Source organism: Paenibacillus aurantiacus (assembly GCF_042431225.1).
In the GTDB taxonomy this organism is placed as follows: Bacteria; Bacillota; Bacilli; order Paenibacillales; family Paenibacillaceae; genus Paenibacillus_Z; species Paenibacillus_Z aurantiacus.
In genome coordinates, this window is sequence record NZ_JBHMDO010000044.1 from 70,788 (window position 1) to 94,558 (window position 23,771).

Annotated in this window: 25 protein-coding genes; 19 read left to right on the top strand and 6 right to left on the bottom strand. The window is 58.9% G+C overall.

Annotated elements, in window-relative coordinates; all coding sequences use genetic code 11:
• Positions 1-146 precede the first annotated feature (146 nt).
• Genes ACFFSY_RS27180 through ACFFSY_RS27200 form a run of 5 tightly spaced genes read left to right on the top strand, consistent with a single transcriptional unit; the run spans position 147 to position 3,961 of the window.
• Entirely contained in the window at positions 147-1,235 is a 1,089-nt protein-coding gene (locus ACFFSY_RS27180) for an ABC transporter substrate-binding protein (RefSeq protein ID WP_377500080.1), read from the top strand.
• A 36-nt stretch (positions 1,236-1,271) separates the two neighbouring features.
• A complete protein-coding gene (locus ACFFSY_RS27185; RefSeq protein WP_377500082.1) occupies positions 1,272-1,574 on the top strand; it encodes a thiamine-binding protein in 303 nt (100 codons plus the stop codon).
• Positions 1,564-2,340: an ABC transporter permease gene (locus ACFFSY_RS27190; protein WP_377500084.1), complete on the top strand. Its 777-nt coding sequence runs from the start codon at positions 1,564-1,566 to the stop codon at positions 2,338-2,340. Before ACFFSY_RS27185 ends, ACFFSY_RS27190 begins: the two co-directional genes overlap by 11 nt.
• Positions 2,340-3,134, top strand: a complete 795-nt coding sequence (locus ACFFSY_RS27195; protein WP_377500445.1) for an ABC transporter ATP-binding protein — start codon at positions 2,340-2,342, stop codon at positions 3,132-3,134. The genes ACFFSY_RS27190 and ACFFSY_RS27195 overlap by 1 nt, the downstream gene beginning before the upstream one ends.
• A gap of 2 nt (positions 3,135-3,136) precedes the next feature.
• Positions 3,137-3,961 carry a TatD family hydrolase gene (locus ACFFSY_RS27200; RefSeq protein ID WP_377500086.1) on the top strand — a complete coding sequence of 275 codons (825 nt, stop codon included), beginning with the start codon at positions 3,137-3,139 and terminating at the stop codon, positions 3,959-3,961.
• 95 nt (positions 3,962-4,056) lie between these two features.
• Here the strand turns inward: ACFFSY_RS27200 and ACFFSY_RS27205 are convergent, their stop codons facing one another.
• Positions 4,057-5,451, bottom strand: coding sequence for a hypothetical protein (locus tag ACFFSY_RS27205; RefSeq protein WP_377500088.1), 1,395 nt, complete (start codon positions 5,449-5,451; stop codon positions 4,057-4,059).
• 249 nt (positions 5,452-5,700) lie between these two features.
• Here ACFFSY_RS27205 and ACFFSY_RS27210 point away from each other — a divergent pair, with 249 nt between their 5' ends.
• The 3 genes from ACFFSY_RS27210 to ACFFSY_RS27220 all read left to right on the top strand — a co-directional run bounded on the left by ACFFSY_RS27210 (position 5,701) and on the right by ACFFSY_RS27220 (position 7,762).
• Complete coding sequence (locus tag ACFFSY_RS27210) at positions 5,701-6,480, top strand: glycoside hydrolase family 73 protein (protein ID WP_377500090.1); 780 nt, start codon at positions 5,701-5,703, stop codon at positions 6,478-6,480.
• 129 nt (positions 6,481-6,609) lie between these two features.
• Entirely contained in the window at positions 6,610-7,059 is a 450-nt protein-coding gene (locus tag ACFFSY_RS27215) for a NucA/NucB deoxyribonuclease domain-containing protein (protein WP_377500092.1), read from the top strand.
• A gap of 241 nt (positions 7,060-7,300) precedes the next feature.
• Positions 7,301-7,762, top strand: a complete 462-nt coding sequence (locus ACFFSY_RS27220; protein ID WP_377500094.1) for a divergent PAP2 family protein — start codon at positions 7,301-7,303, stop codon at positions 7,760-7,762.
• 75 nt (positions 7,763-7,837) lie between these two features.
• On the opposite strand, the gene ACFFSY_RS27225 is transcribed toward ACFFSY_RS27220, so the two are convergent.
• Positions 7,838-8,911 (bottom strand): permease, encoded by a 1,074-nt coding sequence (locus tag ACFFSY_RS27225; protein ID WP_377500096.1) that lies wholly within the window; start codon positions 8,909-8,911, stop codon positions 7,838-7,840.
• 144 nt (positions 8,912-9,055) lie between these two features.
• Between ACFFSY_RS27225 and selD the strand changes: the two genes are divergently transcribed.
• The 4 genes from selD to ACFFSY_RS27245 all read left to right on the top strand — a co-directional run bounded on the left by selD (position 9,056) and on the right by ACFFSY_RS27245 (position 13,907).
• On the top strand, positions 9,056-10,111 hold the full coding sequence (gene selD, locus ACFFSY_RS27230) for a selenide, water dikinase SelD (RefSeq protein WP_377500098.1): 1,056 nt from the start codon (positions 9,056-9,058) through the stop codon (positions 10,109-10,111).
• A 40-nt stretch (positions 10,112-10,151) separates the two neighbouring features.
• Positions 10,152-11,183: a tRNA 2-selenouridine(34) synthase MnmH gene (gene mnmH, locus ACFFSY_RS27235; protein ID WP_377500100.1), complete on the top strand. Its 1,032-nt coding sequence runs from the start codon at positions 10,152-10,154 to the stop codon at positions 11,181-11,183.
• Between the two features lie 412 nt (positions 11,184-11,595).
• Entirely contained in the window at positions 11,596-12,552 is a 957-nt protein-coding gene (locus ACFFSY_RS27240) for a D-2-hydroxyacid dehydrogenase (protein WP_377500102.1), read from the top strand.
• Between the two features lie 107 nt (positions 12,553-12,659).
• Positions 12,660-13,907: a foldase protein PrsA gene (locus tag ACFFSY_RS27245; protein WP_377500104.1), complete on the top strand. Its 1,248-nt coding sequence runs from the start codon at positions 12,660-12,662 to the stop codon at positions 13,905-13,907.
• Between the two features lie 150 nt (positions 13,908-14,057).
• Here the strand turns inward: ACFFSY_RS27245 and rocF are convergent, their stop codons facing one another.
• Entirely contained in the window at positions 14,058-14,963 is a 906-nt protein-coding gene (rocF, locus tag ACFFSY_RS27250) for an arginase (protein ID WP_377500447.1), read from the bottom strand.
• A 16-nt stretch (positions 14,964-14,979) separates the two neighbouring features.
• Complete coding sequence (locus tag ACFFSY_RS27255; protein WP_377500106.1) at positions 14,980-15,912, bottom strand: proline dehydrogenase family protein; 933 nt, start codon at positions 15,910-15,912, stop codon at positions 14,980-14,982.
• 415 nt (positions 15,913-16,327) lie between these two features.
• Between ACFFSY_RS27255 and rsmD the strand changes: the two genes are divergently transcribed.
• A complete protein-coding gene (gene rsmD / locus ACFFSY_RS27260) occupies positions 16,328-16,966 on the top strand; it encodes a 16S rRNA (guanine(966)-N(2))-methyltransferase RsmD (protein WP_377500449.1) in 639 nt (212 codons plus the stop codon).
• A gap of 1 nt (position 16,967) precedes the next feature.
• Positions 16,968-17,459 (top strand): pantetheine-phosphate adenylyltransferase, encoded by a 492-nt coding sequence (gene coaD, locus ACFFSY_RS27265; protein WP_377500108.1) that lies wholly within the window; start codon positions 16,968-16,970, stop codon positions 17,457-17,459.
• 28 nt (positions 17,460-17,487) lie between these two features.
• On the opposite strand, the gene ACFFSY_RS27270 is transcribed toward coaD, so the two are convergent.
• The gene (locus tag ACFFSY_RS27270) at positions 17,488-18,654 is read right to left on the bottom strand and encodes a nucleoside recognition domain-containing protein (RefSeq protein ID WP_377500110.1); all 1,167 of its coding nucleotides are present in this window, start codon (positions 18,652-18,654) and stop codon (positions 17,488-17,490) included.
• Positions 18,655-18,777: 123 nt separating this feature from the next.
• On the opposite strand from ACFFSY_RS27270, the gene ACFFSY_RS27275 reads away from it, so the two are divergent.
• A complete protein-coding gene (locus ACFFSY_RS27275; protein WP_377500112.1) occupies positions 18,778-19,812 on the top strand; it encodes a YlbL family protein in 1,035 nt (344 codons plus the stop codon).
• A gap of 13 nt (positions 19,813-19,825) precedes the next feature.
• Here ACFFSY_RS27275 and ACFFSY_RS27280 read toward each other — a convergent pair whose 3' ends face one another.
• On the bottom strand, positions 19,826-21,064 hold the full coding sequence (locus ACFFSY_RS27280) for a nucleotidyltransferase (protein ID WP_377500114.1): 1,239 nt from the start codon (positions 21,062-21,064) through the stop codon (positions 19,826-19,828).
• A 113-nt stretch (positions 21,065-21,177) separates the two neighbouring features.
• On the opposite strand from ACFFSY_RS27280, the gene ACFFSY_RS27285 reads away from it, so the two are divergent.
• From ACFFSY_RS27285 to plsX, 4 genes are all read left to right on the top strand, one after another.
• Positions 21,178-21,687 carry a YceD family protein gene (locus ACFFSY_RS27285; RefSeq protein WP_377500116.1) on the top strand — a complete coding sequence of 170 codons (510 nt, stop codon included), beginning with the start codon at positions 21,178-21,180 and terminating at the stop codon, positions 21,685-21,687.
• A 41-nt stretch (positions 21,688-21,728) separates the two neighbouring features.
• Entirely contained in the window at positions 21,729-21,902 is a 174-nt protein-coding gene (gene rpmF / locus ACFFSY_RS27290; protein ID WP_006211382.1) for a 50S ribosomal protein L32, read from the top strand.
• A 276-nt stretch (positions 21,903-22,178) separates the two neighbouring features.
• On the top strand, positions 22,179-22,778 hold the full coding sequence (gene fapR / locus ACFFSY_RS27295) for a transcription factor FapR (protein ID WP_377500119.1): 600 nt from the start codon (positions 22,179-22,181) through the stop codon (positions 22,776-22,778).
• Between the two features lies 1 nt (position 22,779).
• Positions 22,780-23,769, top strand: coding sequence for a phosphate acyltransferase PlsX (plsX, locus tag ACFFSY_RS27300; protein ID WP_377500121.1), 990 nt, complete (start codon positions 22,780-22,782; stop codon positions 23,767-23,769).
• The last annotated feature ends 2 nt before the right edge of the window (positions 23,770-23,771 follow it).

Consider the following 23,771-nt stretch of genomic DNA (forward strand, 5'->3'; position numbering starts at 1 on the left):
CTTTGAATTGGGCGAGCAGGCAGCGGCCGAAACACGCAATAGCGAAGCGTCTTCCGAATCGGAGGACGCTTTTTCTTATGGAGAACAGGAGGATGCTTTATCGCTTCGAACGCTCATCTTGGATATGCAGGAAGGAGCAAGGATGTATGAGGAAGAACGGGAATCGCACCAAAAGCAGTATATGGGGGCTGGCGCTGTTGACGTTCATGCTCGTCCTATCGGGCTGCGGGGCTAACAACGCGGCTCAACCGGACAATGGGAATGCGACCGCGGGCAGCGGCGCATCGACGAATACAGCCGACGGCAAAGAAGCGGAAGGCGCTGCCGGGGACAAGCCGCTGACGAAGGTAAAGGTCGTGCTCGACTGGACGCCGAATACGAACCATACCGGCTTGTACGTAGCGCGCGACAAAGGGTTCTTCCGCGAGCATGGACTCGATGTGGAGATCATTCAGCCGACCGAAGCAGGCGCGGACAAAATGATCGCCTCCGGCGCGGCCGAATTCGGCGTCAGCTATCAGGAAGGCATTACGCAGGCTCGTATTCAGGGCGTGCCGCTCGTATCCCTCGCCGCAGTCATTCAACATAATACGTCCGGTTTCGCCTCTCCTGCGGACAAAGGCATCAAGACCCCGAAGGATTTCGAGGGCAAGACTTACGGCGGATGGGGCTCGCCAGCCGAGCAGGCGGTCATTGAATCGCTGATGCAAGAGGAGCAGGCAGACGCCTCCAAAGTGAATAACATCAGCATCGGCGACGCGGATTTCTTCACGGCCGTGAAGCGCAACATCGACTTCGCGTGGATCTATTACGCGTGGACAGGCGTCGAAGCCGAGCTGCGCGGCGAGAAGCTGAACATGATCTATTTAACCGACTATAGCGACAAGTTGGATTATTATACGCCGGTGCTCGCGACGAGCGAGAAGATGATCGCCGAGAAGAAGGAGCTCGTGCAGGCATTCGTCGCCGGCGCCGCGGAAGGCTACCAATATGCGATCGCGAACCCGGCCGATGCGGCGGAGCTGCTGATCAAGGCTGAGCCGGACTTGAACGCCGAGCTCGTGCGCGCTAGCCAGAAGTGGCTGAGTCCCAAATATCGGGACGACGCGCCGCGCTGGGGCGAGCAGAAACTCGAAGTGTGGCAGAACTATGCGCAGTGGATGTACGACCACAAGCTGCTCGACAAGCAATTGGAAGCGGACAAGGCGTTCACGAACGAATTCCTCCCGCAATAACGACGAACGCGAACAAGACGAAAGGTGGCTTCATTCATGGCTAACGCGTTAGTGAGCATTCAAATTTTACCGACGACACCCGGCGGCGAGAGCGTCATTCCCTATGTGGACCGCGCGATCGACATCATCAAATCAGCTGGCGTGCCGTACCGCGTCGCACCGCTCGAGACGACCATGGAGGGCGAGTTGACGCATCTGCTGGACGTCGTGCGGCAGATGAACGAAGCGATGACGGAGATGGGCTGCGCATCGGTTATCTCCCAAATCAAAATCTACTACAATCCGGAGAACGGCGCTTCGATGGGACGTCTTCTGGAGAAATATCCGGATGGGCAATAGCCGGGGGTTGCGCAAATTAGGCCCTCCGGTCGCATGCCTTCTTGGCTTCCTCGTTTTATGGCAAGCGGCGGTCGCGCTGTTTGCCATCGAGGAATGGATACTGCCGTCTCCGCTGGCAGTCTTTCATGAGATGGGGGCGGAATGGCCGAGGCTGATGGGTCACGCGGCAGCGACCATTCGACTGACGCTGATTGGATTTGCGGCCGGTACGGCGGCGGGCCTTGCGCTCGCCGCTTTGCTGCATTTGATTCCGGGCGCCCGCGCGGGTCTGTATCCGCTGCTCGTGCTGACACAGAACGTGCCGGTCATCGTGCTGGGCGACCTGCTCGTCATCTGGTTCGGGTTCGGCGTGCTCCCGAAGCTCATCTTGCTCCTGTTGGTCTGCTTCTTCCCGGTCAGTGTGTCGATGCTGACCGGACTCCAGCAGGCGGATCCCAAGTTGATGCATTATATGCGTATGATCGGCGCAAGCAAGCAGCAGATCTTTTGGAAGCTGGAGCTGCCGGGGGCGCTCGGCCACTTGTTCGCAGGACTGAAGATTGCCGCTTCCTATAGCGTCATCGGCGCCATCTATGCGGAGGCGCTCGGTTCGAACGAAGGGCTAGGCTACTACATCCGCCTGTCGTCCAGAGGCTGGGAGACGAGCCGCGTCTTCGGTGGCATTCTGCTCATCGTGCTGTTCAGCCTGCTCTTATTCGGCGCAATTGCGCTTATTGAACGTTATGCGGTCCGCTGGAAGGTGCGGAAGGAGGTGAACGAAGCATGATGCCATATGCGTTAGAGCTGGTGGACATCGCGAAGACGTTCACCGAAGGACGCAGCACGAAGCGCGTGCTGGACCATATTTCGCTGCATGTCAAGGAAGGCGAGTTCGTCTCTATCATTGGACCGTCGGGCAGCGGCAAATCGACGCTGTTCCATCTGATCGGCGGGCTGCAGCAGCCGACACGCGGGGAAATCCGCATGGACGGCCAGCGCGTCACGGGCGAGCGCGGGCGGATCGCGTATATGCCGCAATCTGCTTCGCTGCTGCCCTGGCTGACCGTACGGGCCAATATCGTCATGGCGCTCACGATTGCCGGGATCGAACGGGGATCGGCAGAAGCGCAAGCTGCCGACTGGCTGGCGCGGGTCGGCTTGGCCGCGGAAGCCGATGCTTATCCGGACACGCTGTCGGGCGGCATGCAGCAGCGGGTGTCGTTCCTTCGCGCGCTGCTCTCCCCGCAGCGGCTCATGTGTCTGGACGAGCCGTTCGGCGCGCTGGATGCGCTGACCCGTCTCCATATGCAGACGTGGCTGCTGTCGCTCTGGGAAGCGGACCGCCGCTCCGTGTTGTTCGTGACGCACAGCATCGAGGAAGCGCTGCTGCTGTCGGACCGGATCATCGTGCTATCGCCTTCGCCCGCGACCGTGATCCGGGAGATCGACGTGCCGTTCGCGCGGCCGCGGAGCGAGGCGCTGTGGACGGACCCGTCGTTCAATGCATATAAGCTGGCCATCTACGATCTGTTGAAACCGGCGAATGGGTCGGGTACGCCGACGGGAGAGGTGATCGGATAGCTATGATCCAGACGACCAACCGCTCGACGAACCGACTACGTTACATTGACGCCCATCTTCATTTGGACCTATATGCCGCCGCCGATCAGGAACCGCTACTGGAGGAGGCGGCTCGCGAAGATGTGGAGGCTGTCGTAGCTGTGTCTATGCATCTCGAATCATCCCGCAAGGTGCGTGAATGGGCGCTGCGAATGCCGGAGCGGGTCATGCCCGCTTACGGATTTCATCCGGAGCAGCCGCTGCCGGCAAACGCGGAACTGGATCAATTATTCGCTTGGTTGCAGGAGCGCAATGCAGCAGGGGAACAATTCGCGATAGGCGAAGTCGGGCTGCCCTACTACATGCGGACGGAAGCAGAGGAGGCCGGAGCGGCATTCGACGAATCAGGCCATCTGGCCTTGCTGGAGCGATTCGTCCGCTTCGCCGCGGAGACGGACCGTCCGATCGTCCTTCACGCCGTCTACGAAGATGCGGACAAAGCGCTCGAATTGCTGGAGAAGCATCGCGTGACACGCGCCCACTTTCACTGGTTCAAAGGCGCCGCCGCTACGGTGGAGCGAATGATCTCGCTTGGATGCATGGTCTCCATCACACCCGACGTGATCTATGAGACCGAGATTCAATCGCTTGTCCGCTCATATCCGCTTGCGCTGCTCATGACGGAGACCGACGGTCCATGGCCGTTCGAAGGTCCGTTCGCCGGTCACGGCACGAAGCCGGGGATGGTTCGCGCCGTCGCGGAAACAATCGCGGCGGTCAAAGGCATCGCCCCCGAATCGGCAGCCGAAACGTTATACCGGAATGCGGTACGATTTTACGGGTTGTGAGATACCTGCTTACTTGAACATTTATGCGCGAACAAGAGAAAGACCACGAGCCATCGATGCGAATCAAAGGCTCGTGGTTTTTTTGACTTTGTAGGCTAAATGAGGAACATCGCGACGATCGTCGTCGCGGCAAGCCCGATCAGCACCGGCTTCAAGTTGCGGCGGGCGAGCTCGAACGGACTGACGCCGCAGATGGCGGCCGCGGGGATGAGCGCCCAAGGGATGAGCGTGCCGCCGCCGACCCAGATCGCCGCGACTTGGCCGAGCGCCGTCAAGGTGGCCGCTCCGGAACCGATCGCGGATGCGAACAGTTGGGCGATGGAGCCCGCGAGCGAGATCCCGGAGAAGCCGGAGCCGTCAAGACCCGTGATGGCGCCCGTCACGGTCACGGTCACGGCGCTAACCGCTTCGTTAAGCGGCACGTGATGAGCCAGCCCGACGCCCAGGTCGTTGACAATGCCATGAGAGCTTTCGGGCAGTGCCGGCCCGAACAGCGCCGTGAAGCCGGCGTCGCCGAGATAGAAGAAGGCAGCGATCGGAATGACCGGGCCGAACACCTTGAATCCGAATTGGAACCCTTCGATCAAGTAAGCGGTCGTTTGCTCGAGCCCTTTGTTCCGGTGCGCCAGCAGCGTAACGGCGGCTAGAATCAGCACGGCCGTTCCTCCGACGAGCGCGGTCGCGTCGCCGCCCTGCAAATTCAATGTGAACATCGCGACGACGTCGGCGGCGAATAGCAGCGGGATAAGGACGGCGAGGCTTTTTCGTACGTTATCCGGCAGGACGATACGCGTCAGGCCCTCGGATGCCGCGCTGCCGTCCGTGACGAGGCCGCTCCGCCATGTCCCGCGCTTCATGTCTCTTCGCATGTACCAGAATGCGGCGACCGTCGTGACGATGCCCATCACCGCGACGAGCGGTATGCTCGCTTCCATGACGGCAGAGACGGGAAGGCCTGCCGCATCGGCGGTCAATTTGGGCGCGCCTTGAATAATATAGTCCCCCGAGAGCGCGATCCCGTGACCGAATAGGTTCATGGCGACCGCGGCGCCAAGCGCGGGGAGACCGACACGCACGGCGACCGGCAGCAGGACGGCGCCGATGAGGGCGACGGCCGGAGACGGCCAGAAGAACAGGGAGGTTACCATCATGATGAGACCGATGCCCCAATACGCCATTGTCGGCGTGCGCAGAAATCGGGTTAGCGGCTGAACCATCGTTTCGTTAATGCCGGTAATAATGAGCACGCGGCTCATCGCGACGATGATGGAGATGATGAGAATGGTGCCGATTAATTCTTTGATCGCATAGATAAAGCTGTTAAATATGCCGCTGACGGAGCCGCTGAGCGTCTCGGTCGCGATGATGCCGAGGGTGAATATCCCGGCGACGCAGATCAGCGTCGTATCGCGGCGTTTAATAAGAAGTCCCAGAATAAACACGATGAATGCCAGATAAACCCAATGAAGCGCCGTAAACTGGACGTCCATGACAACACCTTCTTCTTCCTTCGCGGATGGTGCTATATCGTATGCATCCGCCGTGCCGGGCGTGTGTCTAGCTTGATAGCGCTATCATGTCGTGAAATTCGGGCTTTCTATTTGGCGCTGTCTGTGTACTCGTACAGGCTACTGCGACCATTTCGCATACGATAGGAACAAGAGGAGCTGGCCGGGGAGATAGGCAGGAGTTAAGGCTGGCTTGTCGGTCGGCGTGGATCGACGAGGGAGGGATAGTACGTGGCCTTGACCCGAGAACAGTTCATTGCGGCGCTGGCCCCGTTAGCGCAGACGGACGAGCGGCTGAGCGGCGTCCCGGCATCGATCACGATCGCCCAGGCGATCTTGGAGTCGAACAGCGGGAACAGCCAGCTTGCCGTGCAGGGCAACAACCTGTTTGGCATGAAGGGAAGGGGGCCGGCGGGCAGCGTCGTGCTGCCGACCAAGGAGCAGCGCCTGGACGGGTCAGTCTATACGGTGAACGCCGCTTTTCGCGCTTATTCAAGCTGGCAGGATAGCGTGCGGGACCATTCGGATCTTATCGCACGGGGCGTGTCTTGGAACCGTTCTTTGTACAGGGAGGCGCTGCATACGGATGGGCGCTCTGCAGCCAGGGCGCTGCAGGAAGCCGGTTATGCGACGGACTTGCATTATGCGGATAAGCTCATTGCGATCATCGACCGCCATGGGCTGGACCGTTACGATTTGGTGAAAGGGGATGTGCCGATGACGGCGGAAGAGAGAGCGTCGTTCGAAGCGTTGGAAGCGAGCGTTAAGCAGCTGTCGGGACTAGTGACGGCCTTAACGAACGGGCAGGCAACGGCCAATGCGACGCTGGCGTCCTTGAGCGGGCGGGTGCAGGTATTGGAGGCGGAACGTGCAATTGCCGCGCCGGCATGGTTCGTGCAAGAATTCGGATCCGATGATCTGGACGGCGTGATCCAGCAGAGGAGCGGTTCGCTGGAGTTTTGGCGTACGCTCGCGGTCGTGCTCCGTCTTGGCCGATCGGGCGCTCTGTAACGGCGTCTTTAGGGAACCTCCCGGAGATCGATTAACGATCAGGCGGCGCGCTTTCGTTGACGGGACGGACATTTTCTGAAATACTAATCCTTGTTGGTTGAAGAACGAGCAGGGACAGGTGAGTCAGTCATGAAGAAGAGAGGCGCCTTTTATTTGGTGGCGTTGGCCATCGCGGCGATGTATTTCTGGAAAGCGTTCACGATGCAGCACGATGGTCAAGAGACATCGCAACCGGGCGGTCAGGAGACCAGCCAAGCGGCGGTGACGCTGACATTCCCGGCGGATCGATACCCCGAGACCGGGGCGCACATGAAGAGAGCGATCGCGAGCGGAGAATCGGCGATCTGTACCATCGACAGGGACGGCGCGGAGGCCAACCGGCAAGCGTCGCTCAAAGACGTGCCGGTCAAAGACGGCTATGACCGCGATGAATGGCCGATGGCGATGTGTGCGGAGGGCGGCGAAGGCGCGGACGTCGACTATGTTCATCCGAAGGATAATCGCGGCGCGGGCGCCTGGATCAGCAATCAGCTGAAGTCTTACGCGGACGGCACGAAGGTGCGGTTCGTCGTGGAATAAGATGCGTCGAAGCGAAGGATCGGCTAACAGCCGGTCCTTTTGTCGCTCATGCCAAGTGGGATCCCTGCGGTGAGTAGTGGCTTTTTTCGTCGGGGTAATAGGAAGTAGCGCTTTCGGAATCGAAATGGTAAGGAGAACCTGCGCGCCTCATGCGGGGCCGTCCTTTTTTCCTGAAACGGAAATGAAGGCGAACGATTCGGGTCAAGCTAATTCTGACGCTTCATGTAAAGGAGAGAGAACAATGGCATTATTTCATAATTTTCCGCTCATGGCCGCCCTGTTGTCGATCGTGCTGGCGCAAATCGTGAAAGTGCCGATCAAGCTCATCGCAACGCGATCGTGGGATGTAGGTCTCGGCTTCAGCACCGGCGGAATGCCAAGTTCTCACTCGGCCGCGGTCGTCTCGCTGGCGACGGCCATCGGCATTGTCGATGGCGTTTCTTCGTCGGGTTTTGCGATCGCGGTCATCGTTAGCGCGATTACGATGTACGACGCGATGGGAATCCGGCGTCACGCGGGCATGCATGCTTCGCTAATCAACCGGATCGCCCGCACGATTCCGATGCTCCATCACGATGCCGATACGAAGAAGCCGCGCGAAGAGTTGAAGGAGCTGCTTGGTCATCGTCCGATCGAAGTGCTTGCCGGGGCGTTCTTCGGCGCAGCGGTCAGTGTGGTGTACTACTGGATCGTATTCGGTTAACTGGCTGGCCCGCGATCTCCATGGCAAACCCAAAGAGCGTCCGACCTGCGTCGAACGCTCTTTTTGTGCTGCATTTCAAAGAAGGAGCATGCCGACGACGCCGCTCAATAATCCGAGCACGACAACCGAAGCAAATACGAACCCCACGACCCGAAGCGGGAAGGAGCGGCGGATCATCAGCAGCGAAGGCAGGCTGACCGCCGGCAGCACCACGAGCAAAGCGGCCGCAGGTCCCGTTCCGAAGCCGAGCGACAGGAAAGTCTGGACGATCGGAATTTCGGCTGCCGTGGGAATGACGAACAGGGCGCCCGCAATGCAGAATACGACGAGTACAAGCAAGGTGTTCCACGACCCGTCCCCGATCGACGGGAATAACCAGGCTCTGGCAGCGCCTAAGGCCAAGACGGAGATGAAATAAGCGGGCACGATATGTAGGGTCATCGTCCAGATGCTGCCGAGCCAGCGTTTCCAGAGCGGAGCGGACGGATGTTCATGCGGCATCGTCTTCTCTACGTCATCCTGCGGCACTTCGACGTCCTTGGCTAACCGCCCGGCCCAATAGCTCACCCCGAACGTAACAATCAGGCCGAAGACGAGGCGAAGGAGCGTGAATTTCCAGGAGAGGACGGCGGTCATGAAGATCAGCGTCGCGGGATTGATCATCGGATTGCCGAGCCAGAAGGCCAGACTCGCGCTTGCCGACACGTTCTTTTTGCGCAAGCCGACCGCGAGCGGAGCCGCGCAGCACGAGCACATCATGCCGGGGACGGCAGCAAGCCCGCCGATAGCGGTGTTTCTCATCGAGCTGTTGCCGAGCACGCGGAGCAGCCAGCCCGAAGGGATGAGCACTTGAACGAGAGAGCCGAGCAGGATGCCGAGCACGGCGGCTTTCCATACCGCCTTGTAATAAGTAACGGCGTAATTCCAGGCTGAAGACCATGATGGGGCTGGCATACCCGCTCCGCCGCCGGTCAAGATGGAGGAGCCGATCGTATGAGATGTAATCGCGCCGAGCGCTTTATGATAATAAGGCCACCACTTCACATAACTTAGGCCAGCCGCGGCGATCAACAGAAAGAGCAAGACCAGCAGGGCCGATTTGAAGTTGTTTTCGGGTGGTTTTTGCACTGAACCGTTAAGCTGAGACATGTTGTTCCTCCCGGTAGCGAATTCGAAAACTTTATAAGTATTCCCCCTTACCGTCCGATTTTTGCGGTAGCTCGGCAATACTGTACGATAGGGACCATGAACTGCCCTCCACTATCATCGGTTTACGAAAGGAACCATTAAACCATGACACAATCAGAACCGGTCAAATTGACGTCGCTATCGACGAAAGGCGGCTGCGGCTGCAAAATCGGCCCGGCGGATCTCATGCAGGTCATCCGAAGCTTGCCGCCGGCAACGCCGAATCCCGATTTGCTCGTCGGGCTGGATACGAGCGACGATGCGGGCGTATACCGGTTGAATGACGAACTCGCGCTCGTGCAGACGGTCGATTTCTTCACTCCGATCGTGGACGACCCTTATTCGTTCGGCCAAATCGCGGCGGCCAACGCGATCAGCGATATTTACGCGATGGGCGGCAAGCCGCTGACCGTACTGAATATCGTGGCCTTTCCGATCTCCACGCTGGACAAAGCGATATTGGCGGATATTTTGCGCGGAGCAGGCGACAAAGTACGAGAAGCCGGAGCGACGCTCGTCGGCGGGCACTCGATCGAAGACAAGGAGCCCAAGTTCGGCATGGCCGTGACGGGCTTAATCCATCCTAAACAGGTGAAGACCAATGCAGGCGCGAAGCCCGGCGACAAGCTCATCCTGACGAAGCCGATCGGCGTGGGGATTCTCACGACTTCGATCAAGAAGGACCGGTTAACGCCGGAGGAAGTCGCCCGGGTCACGGGTGTAATGGCCGCGCTGAACAAGACTGCCGCGGAAGTCATGAACGAATATGACGTCCACGCGTGCACGGACGTCACCGGCTTCGGGCTGCTCGGCCACGCCTCCGAAATGGCGAAAGGCAGCGGGGTGGGCCTTCGCATCGCCCAAGCTCGCGTGCCTCTTCTTCCGCGCGTCCGAGAACTCGCGGAGCAGGGCTTCGTGCCCGGCGGGACGAAGAACAATTTCAGCCATGTCGAAGGAGCGGTAACGTTCCCGGAGGGAATGGATCAGATTGACCGCTATATCCTGTGCGACGCGGTGACTTCCGGCGGCTTGCTTATCGCCGTCAGCGCCGATCAAGCCGATCGCATGCTCGAGCAGTTGATCCAGCGCGGCGTGGAAGCCAGCCTGATCGGCGAGGTGCTCGACGAGCATCCAGGCATCATCGAAGTCGTCGTTCACTAACCCTATCTCGCAAACATGCACGCAAGGGGAGCGAAACGGATTGTTCCAGGACATTACCATCGAAGAACTGCTCGCTCGGCGAGACGCCGGCGAGCTCACCACCATTGACGTCAGGTCGCCTTCCGAATATAGCGATTCCACCATTCCCGGCAGCCTTAATATCCCGTTCTTCAACGACGAGGAGCGGGCCGAGATTGGCACGCTATACAAGCAGACGAGCATTCAGGCGGCGAAGGAGCGGGGACTTGCGATCATCTCTGCCAAATTGCCAGCATTAATTAAAGAGATTGGCCAAATTAAAGGCAAGAAAGCCGTGTTCTGCTGGCGCGGCGGCATGCGGAGCAAGACGACGGCTACCGTTCTCTCGCTGATGGATATTCATGTGTACCGGATCAGCGGAGGATTCCGGGCTTATCGCAAATGGGTCGTCGAGACGCTCGAGACGTTCGAGATTCGTCCGAAGGCGTTCGTGCTTCACGGCCACACCGGGACGGGGAAGACGGCGATATTGCATCGGCTGGCAGCCGAAGGTTATCCCGTCTTGGATTTGGAGGCGCTGGCGGGCCATCGGGGCTCTATATTCGGCGGGGCGGGCATGAAAGCCCGCAAACAGAAGGCGTTCGAAGCGCTGCTGCTGGAGCGGTTAATCGCCCTGCAGAACGAGCCGTATATACTGTTCGAGGCCGAAAGCAAGAGGTTGGGGAAGACGGTGCTGCCTGATTTTCTCATGAGCAAAAAAGAGAACGGCACGCCGATCCGGATCGAGATGCCGATGGCGTCGAGAGTGAAGCGAATTATGGAAGACTACCCGGTGGCGTATAAGGACGAGTATCTGAACGGATTTTACCGCATCAAATCGCGCATCCATACGCCGATTGCCGCCGAGATCGAATCCTGTCTGCAGGCGGATCGGTTCGAGCCGGCCGTCCGGATGCTGCTGGAATCGTATTACGATCCTAGGTATGCCTACACGGCGGACCAGTATAACGCTGCGCCGGCTTGGACGGTTTCGGCCCAGACGCTGGATGAAGCGGTACACGGGGTTAAAGCTTACTTGGATCGCATGGGATAAAGTTGACTATAGAGCGACCGCTTTCCTTTCATTAGGGGCGGTCGTTTTTGATTGGACGGGGGGATGGAACGGTAGAAAACAAAAAAAACCGGGACCCCCTTTCGGGAGTCCCTTTCATGGGAGAGGAGAAACCGGACGAAGAGCTTATGGGGAAACGTAAGTCTTCTCCGCGGTTGTCTACGGCATCTCTCGACGCCGATATCTTAAGCATTGCCAGTTTGGCCAACGTTATACATGGGGGCTGAAATAATTTTTGGACAGTCTCTACGGCGACTTAAGGAGGCGATGGTGAACCGTCGTCGGCAGCAGCCAGCATCGAAGCGGGCCATTTCATTCGCTTCCCTATCCTCTTCGGAAGAGAGTTCGGGTATAATGTGTATATTTGGTAAAAGTAAAGGGGTGAAGTGGATAAATGAACATCGTCGTGCTGGACGGCTATACGCTCAATCCCGGCGATCTGAGCTGGGCGCCGTTCGAAGCGTTAGGCAGCCTGACCGTCTACGACCGCACGCCACAAGAGCTCGTGCTGGAGCGGGCGAAGGACGCGGACGTGGTAATGACGAACAAAACGGCCCTCCCGTCGGAAATGATCGCCGCACTCCCGAATCTTCGCTATATCGGCGTACTGGCGACCGGCTATAACGTGGTGGATGTTGAGGCTGCAGCGGCGCGCGGCATAACGGTGACGAACGTACCGGACTACAGTACGTATTCCGTTGCGCAGCTTGTTTTTGCTTTCGTACTTCATCATTGCCACAGGGTAGCGGAGCATGACTTGGCGGTGCGAGCGGGTCGTTGGACGGCTGGCCCTGATTTCACGTTCTCCTTGTTCCCGCTGCAAGAGTTGTACGGCAAGACGATCGGCATTGTCGGTTTCGGCGGCATTGGCAGACAGGTGGCGCGCGTGGCGGCCGCGTTCGGGATGAACGTGCTCGTGCATACGCGGACGCCGAACCTTGCGCCGGAGTGGACGGCAATCCGGTATGTGGCGTTGGAAGATCTGCTGCGCGAAGCTGACTTCGTGACGCTGCATTGTCCGCTAACGCCTCAGACTAGCGGCTTGATCAATCAGCGGACGATCGGGCTGATGAAGCGCGGCGCGTATTTAATCAATACGGCGCGCGGCGGGCACATCGTGGAAGCGGACTTGGCTGAAGCCCTCCGGGAAGGGCGGATCGCGGGGGCGGGACTCGACGTGCTGTCCACAGAGCCTCCGCCGGCTGATCATCCGCTGATCGGCGCGCCGAACTGTACGATTACGCCCCACGTTGCATGGGCGACGGCGGAGGCGCGCGGCAGGCTGCTTCATATCGCAGCGGACAACCTGGATCATTTTGCGCGAGGGGCTGTTCGGAATAAGGTTGGTTAACTTTTTATCTTCTCTTAAGGTTCAATCTATAAGCTTCTGTTATATTTATGTCATTGAGAGTCAAGCCAATAGCGCCAAGCGCGTAGATGCTGAAGGGAGTTTTATCATTGAGCGACAAAGAACAGCAGGACAAAGGCATACCGACGGGGAACGAGACAGAGACCCGCGAGCAAGCAAGCAACGGGACGGAGGAGCTGCGCGAGCAAGCGGCAGATGCGACTTCCGACCGCGTAGCGCCGGATCAAGCTGAGCGTAGCGTTGAACAAGCTGAGGAAGTTCGCTCGGACGAGCCGTTCTCGGAGACGGAAGAAGCAGCGGAGCGCTCGGATGAAGTGGTTCGGGCGGCAGCAGTCGCGCCTGTGCCGGACAAGCCGAAGAGCGGCAAAGGCTGGATGTACGTCGCGATCGGACTGGCCGTCGTGCTAGCCGTCGTGCTGGCGATACCGAAGTTCGGCGGCGGCTCGGGCGAGGCGATGGCCACGGTGAACGGCGTCAAGATCTCGAAGGAGCAGTTGTACGACGCGATGATCGAACAAGGCGGCGAATCGACGCTGAACAACCTGATTTCGGACGAGCTGCTGAATCAGGAGGCGGAGAAAGCGGGCGTTACGGTAACGGATGCCGACATCGAGAAGGAAATCGCGAATATCAAGAAGAACTTCCCGAGCGATGAAGAGTTCAACGCGGCGCTCACCCAGAACGGACTGACATTGGAATCGTTCAAGAAACAAGTTCCGCCGCAGGTCAAACTTCGCAAAATTTTGGAGCCGAAGACAGGCGTAACGGACGAGCAAGTCAAACAATACTACGAGGATAACAAAGCGAGCTACGATACGCAGGAGCAAGTACGCGCTTCCCATATTCTCGTCGCGACGAAGCAAGAGGCGGAAGCGATCATGAAGCAGCTGAAGGAAGGCGCGGATTTCGCAACGCTGGCGAAGGAGAAATCGACCGATACGACGTCGGCCGTGAACGGCGGCGATCTGGGCTTCTTCCAGAAAGGCGTCATGGTCGCGTCATTCGAGAATGCGGCGTTCGCTCTGAAGAACCCGGGCGATCTGAGCGACATCGTCCAATCCGAGCACGGCTTCCATATCATCAAGCTGACCGAGCATAAGGCCGCGAAGCAATCGACGTTCGAAGAGAACAAGTCGAGCATCAAGGACTTGCTCGTGAATCAGAAGGTCTCCGAGATGGCCAGCACCTGGATCGAAGAGGTGCGTACGAAGGCAACGATCACGAACAAGCTGGAAGACGAGAAGAAGGCGGCAGAACAGAAAGCGTCGACCGAAGACGGTGCGGCCGCTCCGGCGGAAGGCGCGGGCAATGGCGCCGCGACCGAAACGACGAAATAATATGTTCTCCAGTACCCCGCATGAAGCGAGGCGCTGTAGTACGCATAAAGCAACCTCCGGGCCCGATTGGGTCCGGAGGTTTTTTTTGAATAACCTGGCATTGCATGGGTTCGCCCGCTTACCGGCCAATTGCGTGACAATGCCCGCTGGCTACAGAATGCGCTCCCCTACGAACGAAGCGGCCAGTTCGACAGCCAGTCTTGCCGTGCGATGTCCATTATCGAGCAGCGGATTCACCTCGACCAGATCCGCCGATGTCACGATGGCCGCCTCGTGCAGCATCTCCATGGCCAAATGCGCTTCCCGATAATTGAGGCCGCCGCGGACCGGAGTGCCCGTGCCAGGCGCTTCGCCGGGGTCGACGCTGTCGATGTCGAAGCTCAAGTGGACGCCATCCGTGCCATCGGCGACGACGCGGATGGCATTCTCCATCACGCGCGCCATGCCGTAGCGGTCGATATCGTGCATCGTGAAGCAGGCGATGCCCAGCTCGCGGATCAACTCCTTCTCGCCGGCGTCGAGCTCTCTGGCGCCGACAAGCGCGATATGGCGGGGGTTCAGCTTCGCCCCCGGCCCGCCGATCCCTGTAAATCGAGGATCGCCTAGCCCGAGCAGCGCGGCGAGCGCCATGCCGTGAATATTACCGGAAGGGGATGTCTGCGGGGTGTTCAGGTCGCCGTGGGCGTCGATCCACAGCACGCCAAGCCGGTGCCGGGTCTTCGCCGCGGCGGCGACGGTGCCGATCGCCAGACTGTGATCGCCTCCGATGGCAAGCGGGAACATGCCGGCTCGTATGGCCGCGGCCGCTTCGAGCGCCAAGGCCTCATTCATCGCCTGCACGCGGCCCCAATGTTTCAATTTGGCCGACGTACGCCGGTCTGGGTCCGTGTTGGGCAAGTAATCGCCGGAGCGAAGCTGCACCCGGCAGCCGAGCTTCTGCAGACGCCGGATGAGTCCGGCTTGCAGGACCGCCTCGGGACCGGCGGCTGCGCCGCGGCGTCCAGCCCCCCAATCGAACGGAACGGGCAGAACGGAGATCGGGAGTTGCTCTTTCATCATTGCCGCCTCCTCGTTAGCCGCGCTTGAATAGGCTTTTCACGATGAACGTGACGTTGGCGGGGCGCTCCGCTAACCGCCGCACGAAGTAGGGATACCAGCTTCGGCCGAAGGGGACGTAGCTGCGGACGGTATAGCCTTCGCGGGCGAGCGACTCCTGGAGGGGCGTCCGGATGCCGTAGAGCATTTGAAACTCGAAGGCGGTTCTAGGAATCCGGCGCGACCTCGCATACGATTTGACCCAGCGGATAATCGACTCGTCGTGCGTGGCGATGGCTGTATATTCGCCGCTCTCCAGACGGGCGCGTATCAAGCGCCGCATATTGCTGTCCACGTCTTTTTTGGCAGGAAAGGCGATGCTGCCGGGTTCCTTGTACGCGCCTTTCACAAGCCGCAGGTTGATTCGCTCGGCGCTCAGCTGCTTCACGTCTTGTACACTGCGGTACAGGTAAGCTTGAATGACCGTCCCGACGTTCTTCAAGCCTTCCCCGTGCAGACGCCTTACGATGCCGATCGTGGCATCGGTCCACGGGCTATCCTCCATGTCCAGCCGGACGAACAGCCCGAGGCGTTCCGCTTCGCGCACGACGGTTCGGATGCTTTCAAAGCAGCTCTCGGCGTCAAGCGCCAGTCCGAATTGCGTCGGCTTCAGAGAGACGTTGCCGTTTATCTGTTCACGGTCGATGGCTTGCAGCAGATCGACATAGCCGATCTCGCAAACTTTGACTTCATCCAGCGATTGGATACTTTCGCCAAGCAGGTCGAGGGTGACGGCGATGCCGGCATCGTTCAGCCGCTTGGCGTGTCCGAGCGCTTCCTCCATCGTTTCTCCGGCCACGAAACGGCTGGCGCCCAGCCGCATGCCGTACCGCTCGGAGAGCTTGCGCGCTGCGCGGTTGCCGGCCAAGCCGAGCAGCGCTGTTCGGAACAATCGCGTTCCGGCGTCCATACATTCACGCTCCTCAAGCGGATTGGTTTGCATGTCCGGTAGGACATGCAGCATTCCGCTAATGGATTGGTTTGCATGTCCGGTAGGACATGCAGCATTCCGCTAATGGATTGGTTTGCATAAGCGGATTGGTTTGCGTATCCAACCAGAGTTGGATATGCAGCATTCCGCTCACCTTGGACATGCAGTATTTCGCTAGCGGATTGGTTTGCGTATCCAACCAGAGTAGGACATGCAGCATTCCGCTAACGGTTGGTTTGTAACTCCGAGTTGACCTGCAGCATTCCAGTTTTGTCTGACCGCTGACGCTAATATAGGAGTTGTCGTTCGTTTACTCATGTATAGACGGAGGGGCGCGGCGGCATGCCTAAAATGATCGATGCCTGGATTGGGGGGCTGGTTTAACAAGAGCGAAATTGTATGGTACGATAGCAGCAGTCCGGTTGAAAGCAGAAAGGGGAAACAGCAAGTGAGAGTCATCGCAGGGACGGCGAAAGGCCGCCCGCTGAAAGCGGTACCAGGAAACAACACCCGCCCGACGACCGATAAGGTGAAGGAAGCGGTTTTTAGTATGATTGGTCCTTATTTCGATGGAGGACGGGTGCTGGATTTATTTGCCGGTACTGGGGGATTGGGCATCGAGGCGTTAAGCAGGGGCATGGAACAGGCCGTGTTTATCGACATGGAACGGTTGAGCATAGAAGTGATCAAGCAGAACGTGCAGGCCGCGGGCCTAACGCAGCAAGCGGAGATTTACCGCAACGAGGCCGGCAGGGCGATCAAAGTACTGGAGAAGCGGGGAGAGCGTTTTGCGCTCATATTCCTCGATCCGCCATATCGCATGAAAGAGATGGACGCGATGATGGTAGAACTGGCGGATCGCGGTCTGCTCGAGGAGGGTGCCCGCGTGGTCGTCGAGCATGATGCGGATCATGTCTATCCGGAGCAGTTCGGCTCATACATACAATTGAAGCACGCTCGTTACGGCGATATCGCCGTTACGGTGTACCGGTATGAGCCGGGAGCCGGCGAGCCGCAAACGGAGGAACATTAACATGTCGGACCTAGTCAAACGCATCGCCGTATATCCGGGCAGCTTCGATCCGGTTACGCTCGGTCATCTGGACATCATCCAACGGGCATCCAAGCAGTTTGACCACGTCATTGTCGCGGTGTTGAACAATACGAGCAAGAGCCCGCTCTTCACGGTTGACGAGCGGAAAGAATTGCTCGCCGAAGCAATTAAGGATTTGCCGAATGTGTCGCTCGACAGCTTCCGCGATCTGCTCGTACGCTTCATGCGCTCCCGGGGGGCCCACGTGATCGTAAGGGGGATCCGCTCGGTGACGGACTTCGAGTACGAGCTGCAAATGGCCTCGACGAACCATCAGCTCGACAGCGAGATCGAGACGATCTTCATGATGACGAATCCGAAGTTCTCGTATTTAAGCTCCAGCATCGTGAAGGAGATCGCCAAGTTCAATGGTAATGTCAAAGACCTCGTCCCGCCGGGCGTGGAGAAGGCGCTGATCGAGAAGTACGGTTAAAGGTAACATAGCTTCGCTGCGGCTGCCATCAGATTCTGCGAGACGCGCCTATGGATAGCAGGACAAGCAGTCCGAGGGCTGCTGCGAACGCGGTGAACAGCAGCGGGGTGTAGCTCCATAGGGCGGGAAGCTCGGATATCCGATAGCTGATGGCGGCCGGCAGGTGGTCTCCTTGCTGCAGTACCGGTTGGGCGCTCGTCAGCAGCGGCGCGAGAAGCCTCGAAGACGGCTCGGCAATGAATAGCGCAATGACATATGCAAGCCCGGCCTGAAAGAGCCGGTTCACCGCAAGCCGCCATAGGCTGAGGTCGACCGCCCCAAGCGCTCCTCCGGCTTGGAGCAGCGCCGTAACGCCGCCGAAGCTTAACGCGGCCGCTACTGCTGCCGCATTCCAGGTAATGTCGGAGTATGGCGCGGTCGACGTCATATAGGCGCCGATGTGGCTTTCGATGAATGCGGGCAGCAGGCTCGGTGGCAAGCTGCCTTGGAAGAGCGGCGTTGCAAGTTCCACGGCGACCGAGCCGAGGATCATGAAACCGCCGACCGCCATCAATTTGGCGACCGAAGCCGTCACCGCGTCTCCGAGCGCTTTGCCGAACGTGCGCCCGTCCAGCCGGCGGGCTTCCTGCATGGCGCGGGCGGCACGTCGCAGCGCGCCGATGCCGGCACTTGGCGCGACATGTTCCCGCTGCTCCCGGACGAACAAGCTCTGGGCTAGTCCGACAAGCAAGCCGGCCGCCCAGATTGAAAGGAGAATGGCCGCCCCGATTCCGGGCTGGTGCAGAAACCCGGCGCCGACGACGAGCAGCACGAACAGCGGGTTCGGCATGTGCGCGAGAGCGAGCAGCCGTTGACCTTCACTGCGGGACACCGCGTTGCGCTTGCGAAGCGCTCCGGCTGATTCGGCTCCGGCCGGGAATCCGCCGCTCCAGCCGATTGCAACGGCGATGCCAGCTTCGCCAGGCAGCTTGAATGCGCGCCGCATGAGCGGGTGCAGCAGTTGACCGATGCCGTGGACCGCCCCGAACGCAAGCATCAGCTCCAAGAGGGTCAAGAAGGGGAGCAGGCCGGGGAATACAATGTTCCACCAGACGGATAACCCTTGCAGGGAAGCTTGGAAGGCGCCGCCGGGACTTGCGATGATACCGGCTACGACAAGCAGCGACAAACCGGACAATAACAGGGTACGGATCATATGTTTCATCTCCCGGTAATTAAAGTAGTTCCGATCGGGTGACAGGTGAAGGATGGTAAACAGCACTAAAGTGTACGCTTGTCTTAGCCTGGATAGACCTAGTTTCGCGAAGGCGGTGAGTGAATGAACGCGAGGAAACTGCTGACCGGGGGAGGGGCTGCCGGGACGGCCGTTCGCTGGGGGCTGCTGACCGCGGCGGTCATGGCGCTGCTGCTGTACGTGCCTACGCCTTACGCCGCCTATGAGCCGGGACTTGCTTTCTATACGAAACCGCTCGTTCGCGCTGCGCGCCCGGATGAGCCGGGGGCAGGAGCATTTATGTTGACGACCGTTCAGATGTCGTACGCGAACGCATGGAAGTCGATTCGCTCTTTCTGGGATGGCGATATCGAATTGGTTCGCAAGCGGGATTTGTTCCGCGGCGGTTCGAAGGCGGAATTCGTGGAGAGGCAGACGGTCATGATGCGCGGCTCGCAGACGGATGCGGTAGAAGCAGCCTACATGGAAGCGGGCATCCCGTATCAAATCGAGCCTTATGCGGTCGTTGTTTCCGACGCAGGCGCCGCGGGCGGCGCACTTCAGACAGGGGACGAGATTGTCTTCTTCGGCGGCAGACCAATTACCAGTCTTCGCGAGCTAACGTTGGCGTTAGGACGAGGCACCGTTTCTGGACAAGCGCATGTTGCCGTTATTCGCGGAGGGAAGAAGAAGGAAGTTTCGATCAAGCTGTCAGCGGGAGCGACCGCCGATCAGCAGGCGATAGCACTCGGTGTGCGCAAGTTGACCGAGCTGCGCAGAATGCTGCCAGGCAATGCCGAAGACGAGGTCGAGATTCAATCCGGAGAGATCGGCGGGCCATCCGCCGGGCTTATGTTCGCCCTCCAGACGCTGGACGAGCTGACGGAAGGAGACCTGACGGCGGGCTTGCGCGTCGCCGGGACGGGCACCATCGACGCGGGAGGGAAGGTCGGCGCGATTGGAGGCGTGGCCCATAAGGTCGTCGCCGCGCACCGGGCCGGCGCGGACGTATTTCTGGTGCCGGAACAGAACGAGCAGGAGGCGATCGCGAAAGCGGCGGAGATCGGAACCGGTATGCGCGTAATCGGCGTTGGATCGCTTCGCGAAGCGAAGCGGGTGCTGACGGAGGCCGGCGGATAGCCGGCCCTTTACCTTAGCGCTCCACCATGACGGGCGTGCCATAATAATCGCGAAACAATTCTCTGGGCGATGCATTCGGATTGGCCAAAGCGTAGACGGACGTAGCTTCAACATCCATTTGTAAATACCGCCAATCAGATTGCGCGTCCGCAGCGCTGAGCAGCACCGGCAGGTGTGCTTCCTTTCGCATTCGTTTGAGCAGAAGGCGGCCTTTGGGCGTAAAACCGAGCACGCGGATATATTCGACGCCGCGCTTCAGCTTCTCCCGGGTCATGTCCTCCTTGTGGTGGCCAAGCAGAATAGCTAGCAGCGCGCGCTGCAGCTTCGTGCGGGTGTAACGTTTAGTCTTAAGCGACTCCAACAGGGTTTCGAACGTTAACGCGTGCAGCGAAGGGAGTACATTTTTGATCCGATGCTCCAGCCCTTCGGTAACTTCGTGATATCCGGCAAGCGCCCGGGCAGTCTCGGAGAGCAGCTTGTGGAACAATTGGCGCTCGAACAAGCGCCAGCTCACGCGCGCTGCTGAGCCCTTGGCGAGAAGATCTAGCGTTGTGCCGGGCATATACGGGGCGGCACCACCCGTGGAGCCGTCTTCGAGAATAAGCTTGCGGATGGCGGTTGCGCTGGCGATTCGAGCATCGGTAATGTCCGTCTGGGCATAGCCCGCTTTTTCGCGTTTGATCGTGTACGGCGTTATTGGGCTGCCGAGCCTCTCCAGCGCGAGCAGATAATGCAGTCCCAACGTATTATTCGGCTGATCGAAGGCGAAGTGGGCTGCTTCGGCATCCCCCGTGGCGCCCATATAGGCCCGTACGGCGGCGCTGTAAGCAGACGGATAGCTTACCCCTTCGGCGAGCTTGTCCGCGAGGAGCGAAGTGAACACGGGCCCTTCGGCTGCAAGCTCTTGGGCCACGCGGCGCATTGGAGCGAGATCGCCCCCTTCGCTGCCGAAGCACAGCGTGTCTACGACGCCCGTCGCGGCCAGCGTCGCGACCGCGCCGTAACCGAACCATTCCGCGGCTTGCGCGGAGTAAGCGACGGGCAGCTCGAGGACGAGGTCGCAGCCGCCGCGCAAGGCCATTTCCGTCCGAGTCCATTTATCGGCGAGCGCCGGTTCCCCGCGCTGCAGGAAGTGGCCGCTCATGACGGCGACGACCGCGTCCGCTTCCGTTATTTTGACCGATTGCTGCAAATGATAGAGATGTCCGTTATGAAACGGGTTATATTCCACGATGAGTCCGACAGTTCGCACGAGCGTCCCTCCAACGTTTCCCAAGTGTATTTTCACTATATCATGCGAGTGAAAATGTTGACAAAACGATTTAAACGTCGATATAATAAACTTTGTTTGTTTGGAGTGATGATATGGAGATTCATGTTCAGGAACTGGCAAAAGCAGCCGCCCGGTTGCCGTTGAAGGCCGACCTTAATACCGATTGGCTGCAGGAAGTCCGCAAAGACATTCTGAAGTCCGGTCCGCTCAAGGTTGCGCTCGAGGCCTACGGACAAGTCGGCATCGCGCACGTCGAGGGAGAACTTTCCCTGGATTTGGAGATGGCCTGCTCGCGCTGTTTGGAGCCGGTCCATGAGACGATTGTCGTTCCGTTTCACGAACGCTTCAAGCCCGAGAACGCCAAGCACGGCGCCGAGGACGAGGAGATTATCGTCGTGGAAGAGGACAAGGTGGACCTGGAGCCGCTCGTCGAAGAGACGATGCTGCTTGCGCTTCCTTTCACCCCGATGTGCCAGGAGGACTGCAAGGGGCTTTGTCATTCGTGCGGCGCCAATTTGAACGAATCGGCATGCGGCTGTCCGACCGAACGCATCGATCCAAGACTGGCCGCTTTGAAAGATTTATTCAAGGACAACAAGTAGCGCTTCATGCGCTGCCCAATTCTGTGAAGGAGGTGGGAAACATGGCAGTACCACAACGTAGAACGTCGAAAACCCGTCGTGACAAACGCCGTACGCATTTCAAGCTGGCTGTACCGGGTATGGTAAAATGCGAGCAATGCGGAGAGCTTAAACTGGCTCACCGTGTATGTAAAGTATGCGGAACGTATAAGGCGAGAGAGATCATTAAACAATAGTTTCAACTTACAAGTAGTACTTCATCCCACGGTGAGGTGCTATTTTTTTTGTCCGAAGAAGGAATCGCGAAAGCCCGATTCATCGCCGATTTGGCCGGGGTGATTGCTTCGGCACGGCTTATTCTATATACTAGTTAGTACCAGGTTATAATAGCTGCTTGTAAGTTTGGCGCAGCGCACGGCTAGCATTTAAGTTCGATTGCGCCCGCAACCGCCAACTTCGCGGGCGGTTATCCGCCGCAAGGCGTTACATACTGGCTCAACATATCGGCAAAGGTGGTGCGGGCCATCGAACGCGTACCGAAGCGGCAGCGGCATCAGCAATTATCCAAGTTAATCGAAGAGAATCCATTTATTACGGATAGGGAATTAACAAGGCAGCTCAAGGTCAGCATACAAACCGTAAGGCTTGACCGGATGGAGCTTGGTATTCCGGAGCTCCGCGAACGGTTGAAATTGATGGCCGAACGTTCGTATGACGCAGTCAAATCGCTCCCGCTCCATGAGGTCATCGGCGATATCGTCGATCTGCAGTTGGACCGGAGCGGGATCTCCATTTTTGAAATTCGCGAGGAGCACGTATTCTCGCGGACTGGCATCGCCCGCGGGCATCATGTTTTCGCGCAGGCGAACTCCTTGGCCGTCGCGGTCATTAACGACGAGATCGCGCTGACGGCAACAGCCGACATTCGATTCGTGCGTTCCGTCAAGCTGGGCGAGAAATGCATTGCCAAGGCATACGTGCGATCGATTTCGGGCGAGAAGAACAAGGCGAAGGTGGAAGTGTTTTCGTACGTAGGCGACGAAATGGTCTTCCAAGGTCATTTCGTCATTTACCGGTCCGCGGGAGAGCCGATCATCGAAGGAGGGAACTAACTTGCGGGTCGCTATTGATGCAATGGGCGGAGACCACGCGCCTTCACAGATCGTGAAGGGGGCGCTGGCCGCCGCAAGAGAATGGTCCGACACACAGCTGCTGTTGGTCGGGGATACCGCGCAGATTGAGCCGCTGCTTGCAGGCAGCAAGCCGGCGAACGTAACGATCGTGCATGCGGACGATGTCATCGGGCCTGACGACGAACCGGTGAAGGCGGTCCGGCGTAAGAAGGGATCGTCCATGGTCGTGGCGGGCACGCTCGTTCGCGAGGGCAAAGCGGATGCGATGCTTTCGGCGGGCAACACGGGCGCGCTGATGACGACAGGACTGTTGATCGTCGGCCGCATCGACGGGATCGAGCGTCCGGCGCTGGCGCCGATGCTTCCAACGATGGATGATGTCGGTATGCTGGCGCTCGACTTGGGCGCGAACATGGATGCGAAGCCCGAGCACTTGGCGCAATATGCGGTCATGGGCAGTATCTACCGCAAGAAGGTTCATGGCATGAACAACCCGCGCGTCGGTCTGCTGAACGTCGGCACCGAAGCGATGAAGGGCAACGAACTAACCAAGGCGGCGTACGCCCTGCTGGAGCAAGCGCCGATCAATTTCATCGGCAACGTGGAATCGCGGGATGTGCTGCTCCGCAATTGCGACGTCCTCATCTGCGACGGCTTCGCCGGCAATATTTTGCTGAAGACAATGGAAGGTACGGCGAGCGTCGTCATGCGCGGCGTTCGCGACGCTATCATGAGCTCGTTCCTGACGAAGCTTGCGGGCGCGGTGATCAAGCCGAAGCTCGCGTCGATGCGCGCCAAAATGGATTACAAAGAGCATGGAGCCGGTCCGCTGCTGGGCGTGAACGGTTTGGTGCTGAAGTGTCACGGATCGTCGAACGATCAAGCGGTGAAGAACGCGGTCGGCAAAGCCCGCACTGCGATTCAAAGCCGACTGGTCGAAGCAATCGCATCGGAATTCAGCGGGAAGTGAGT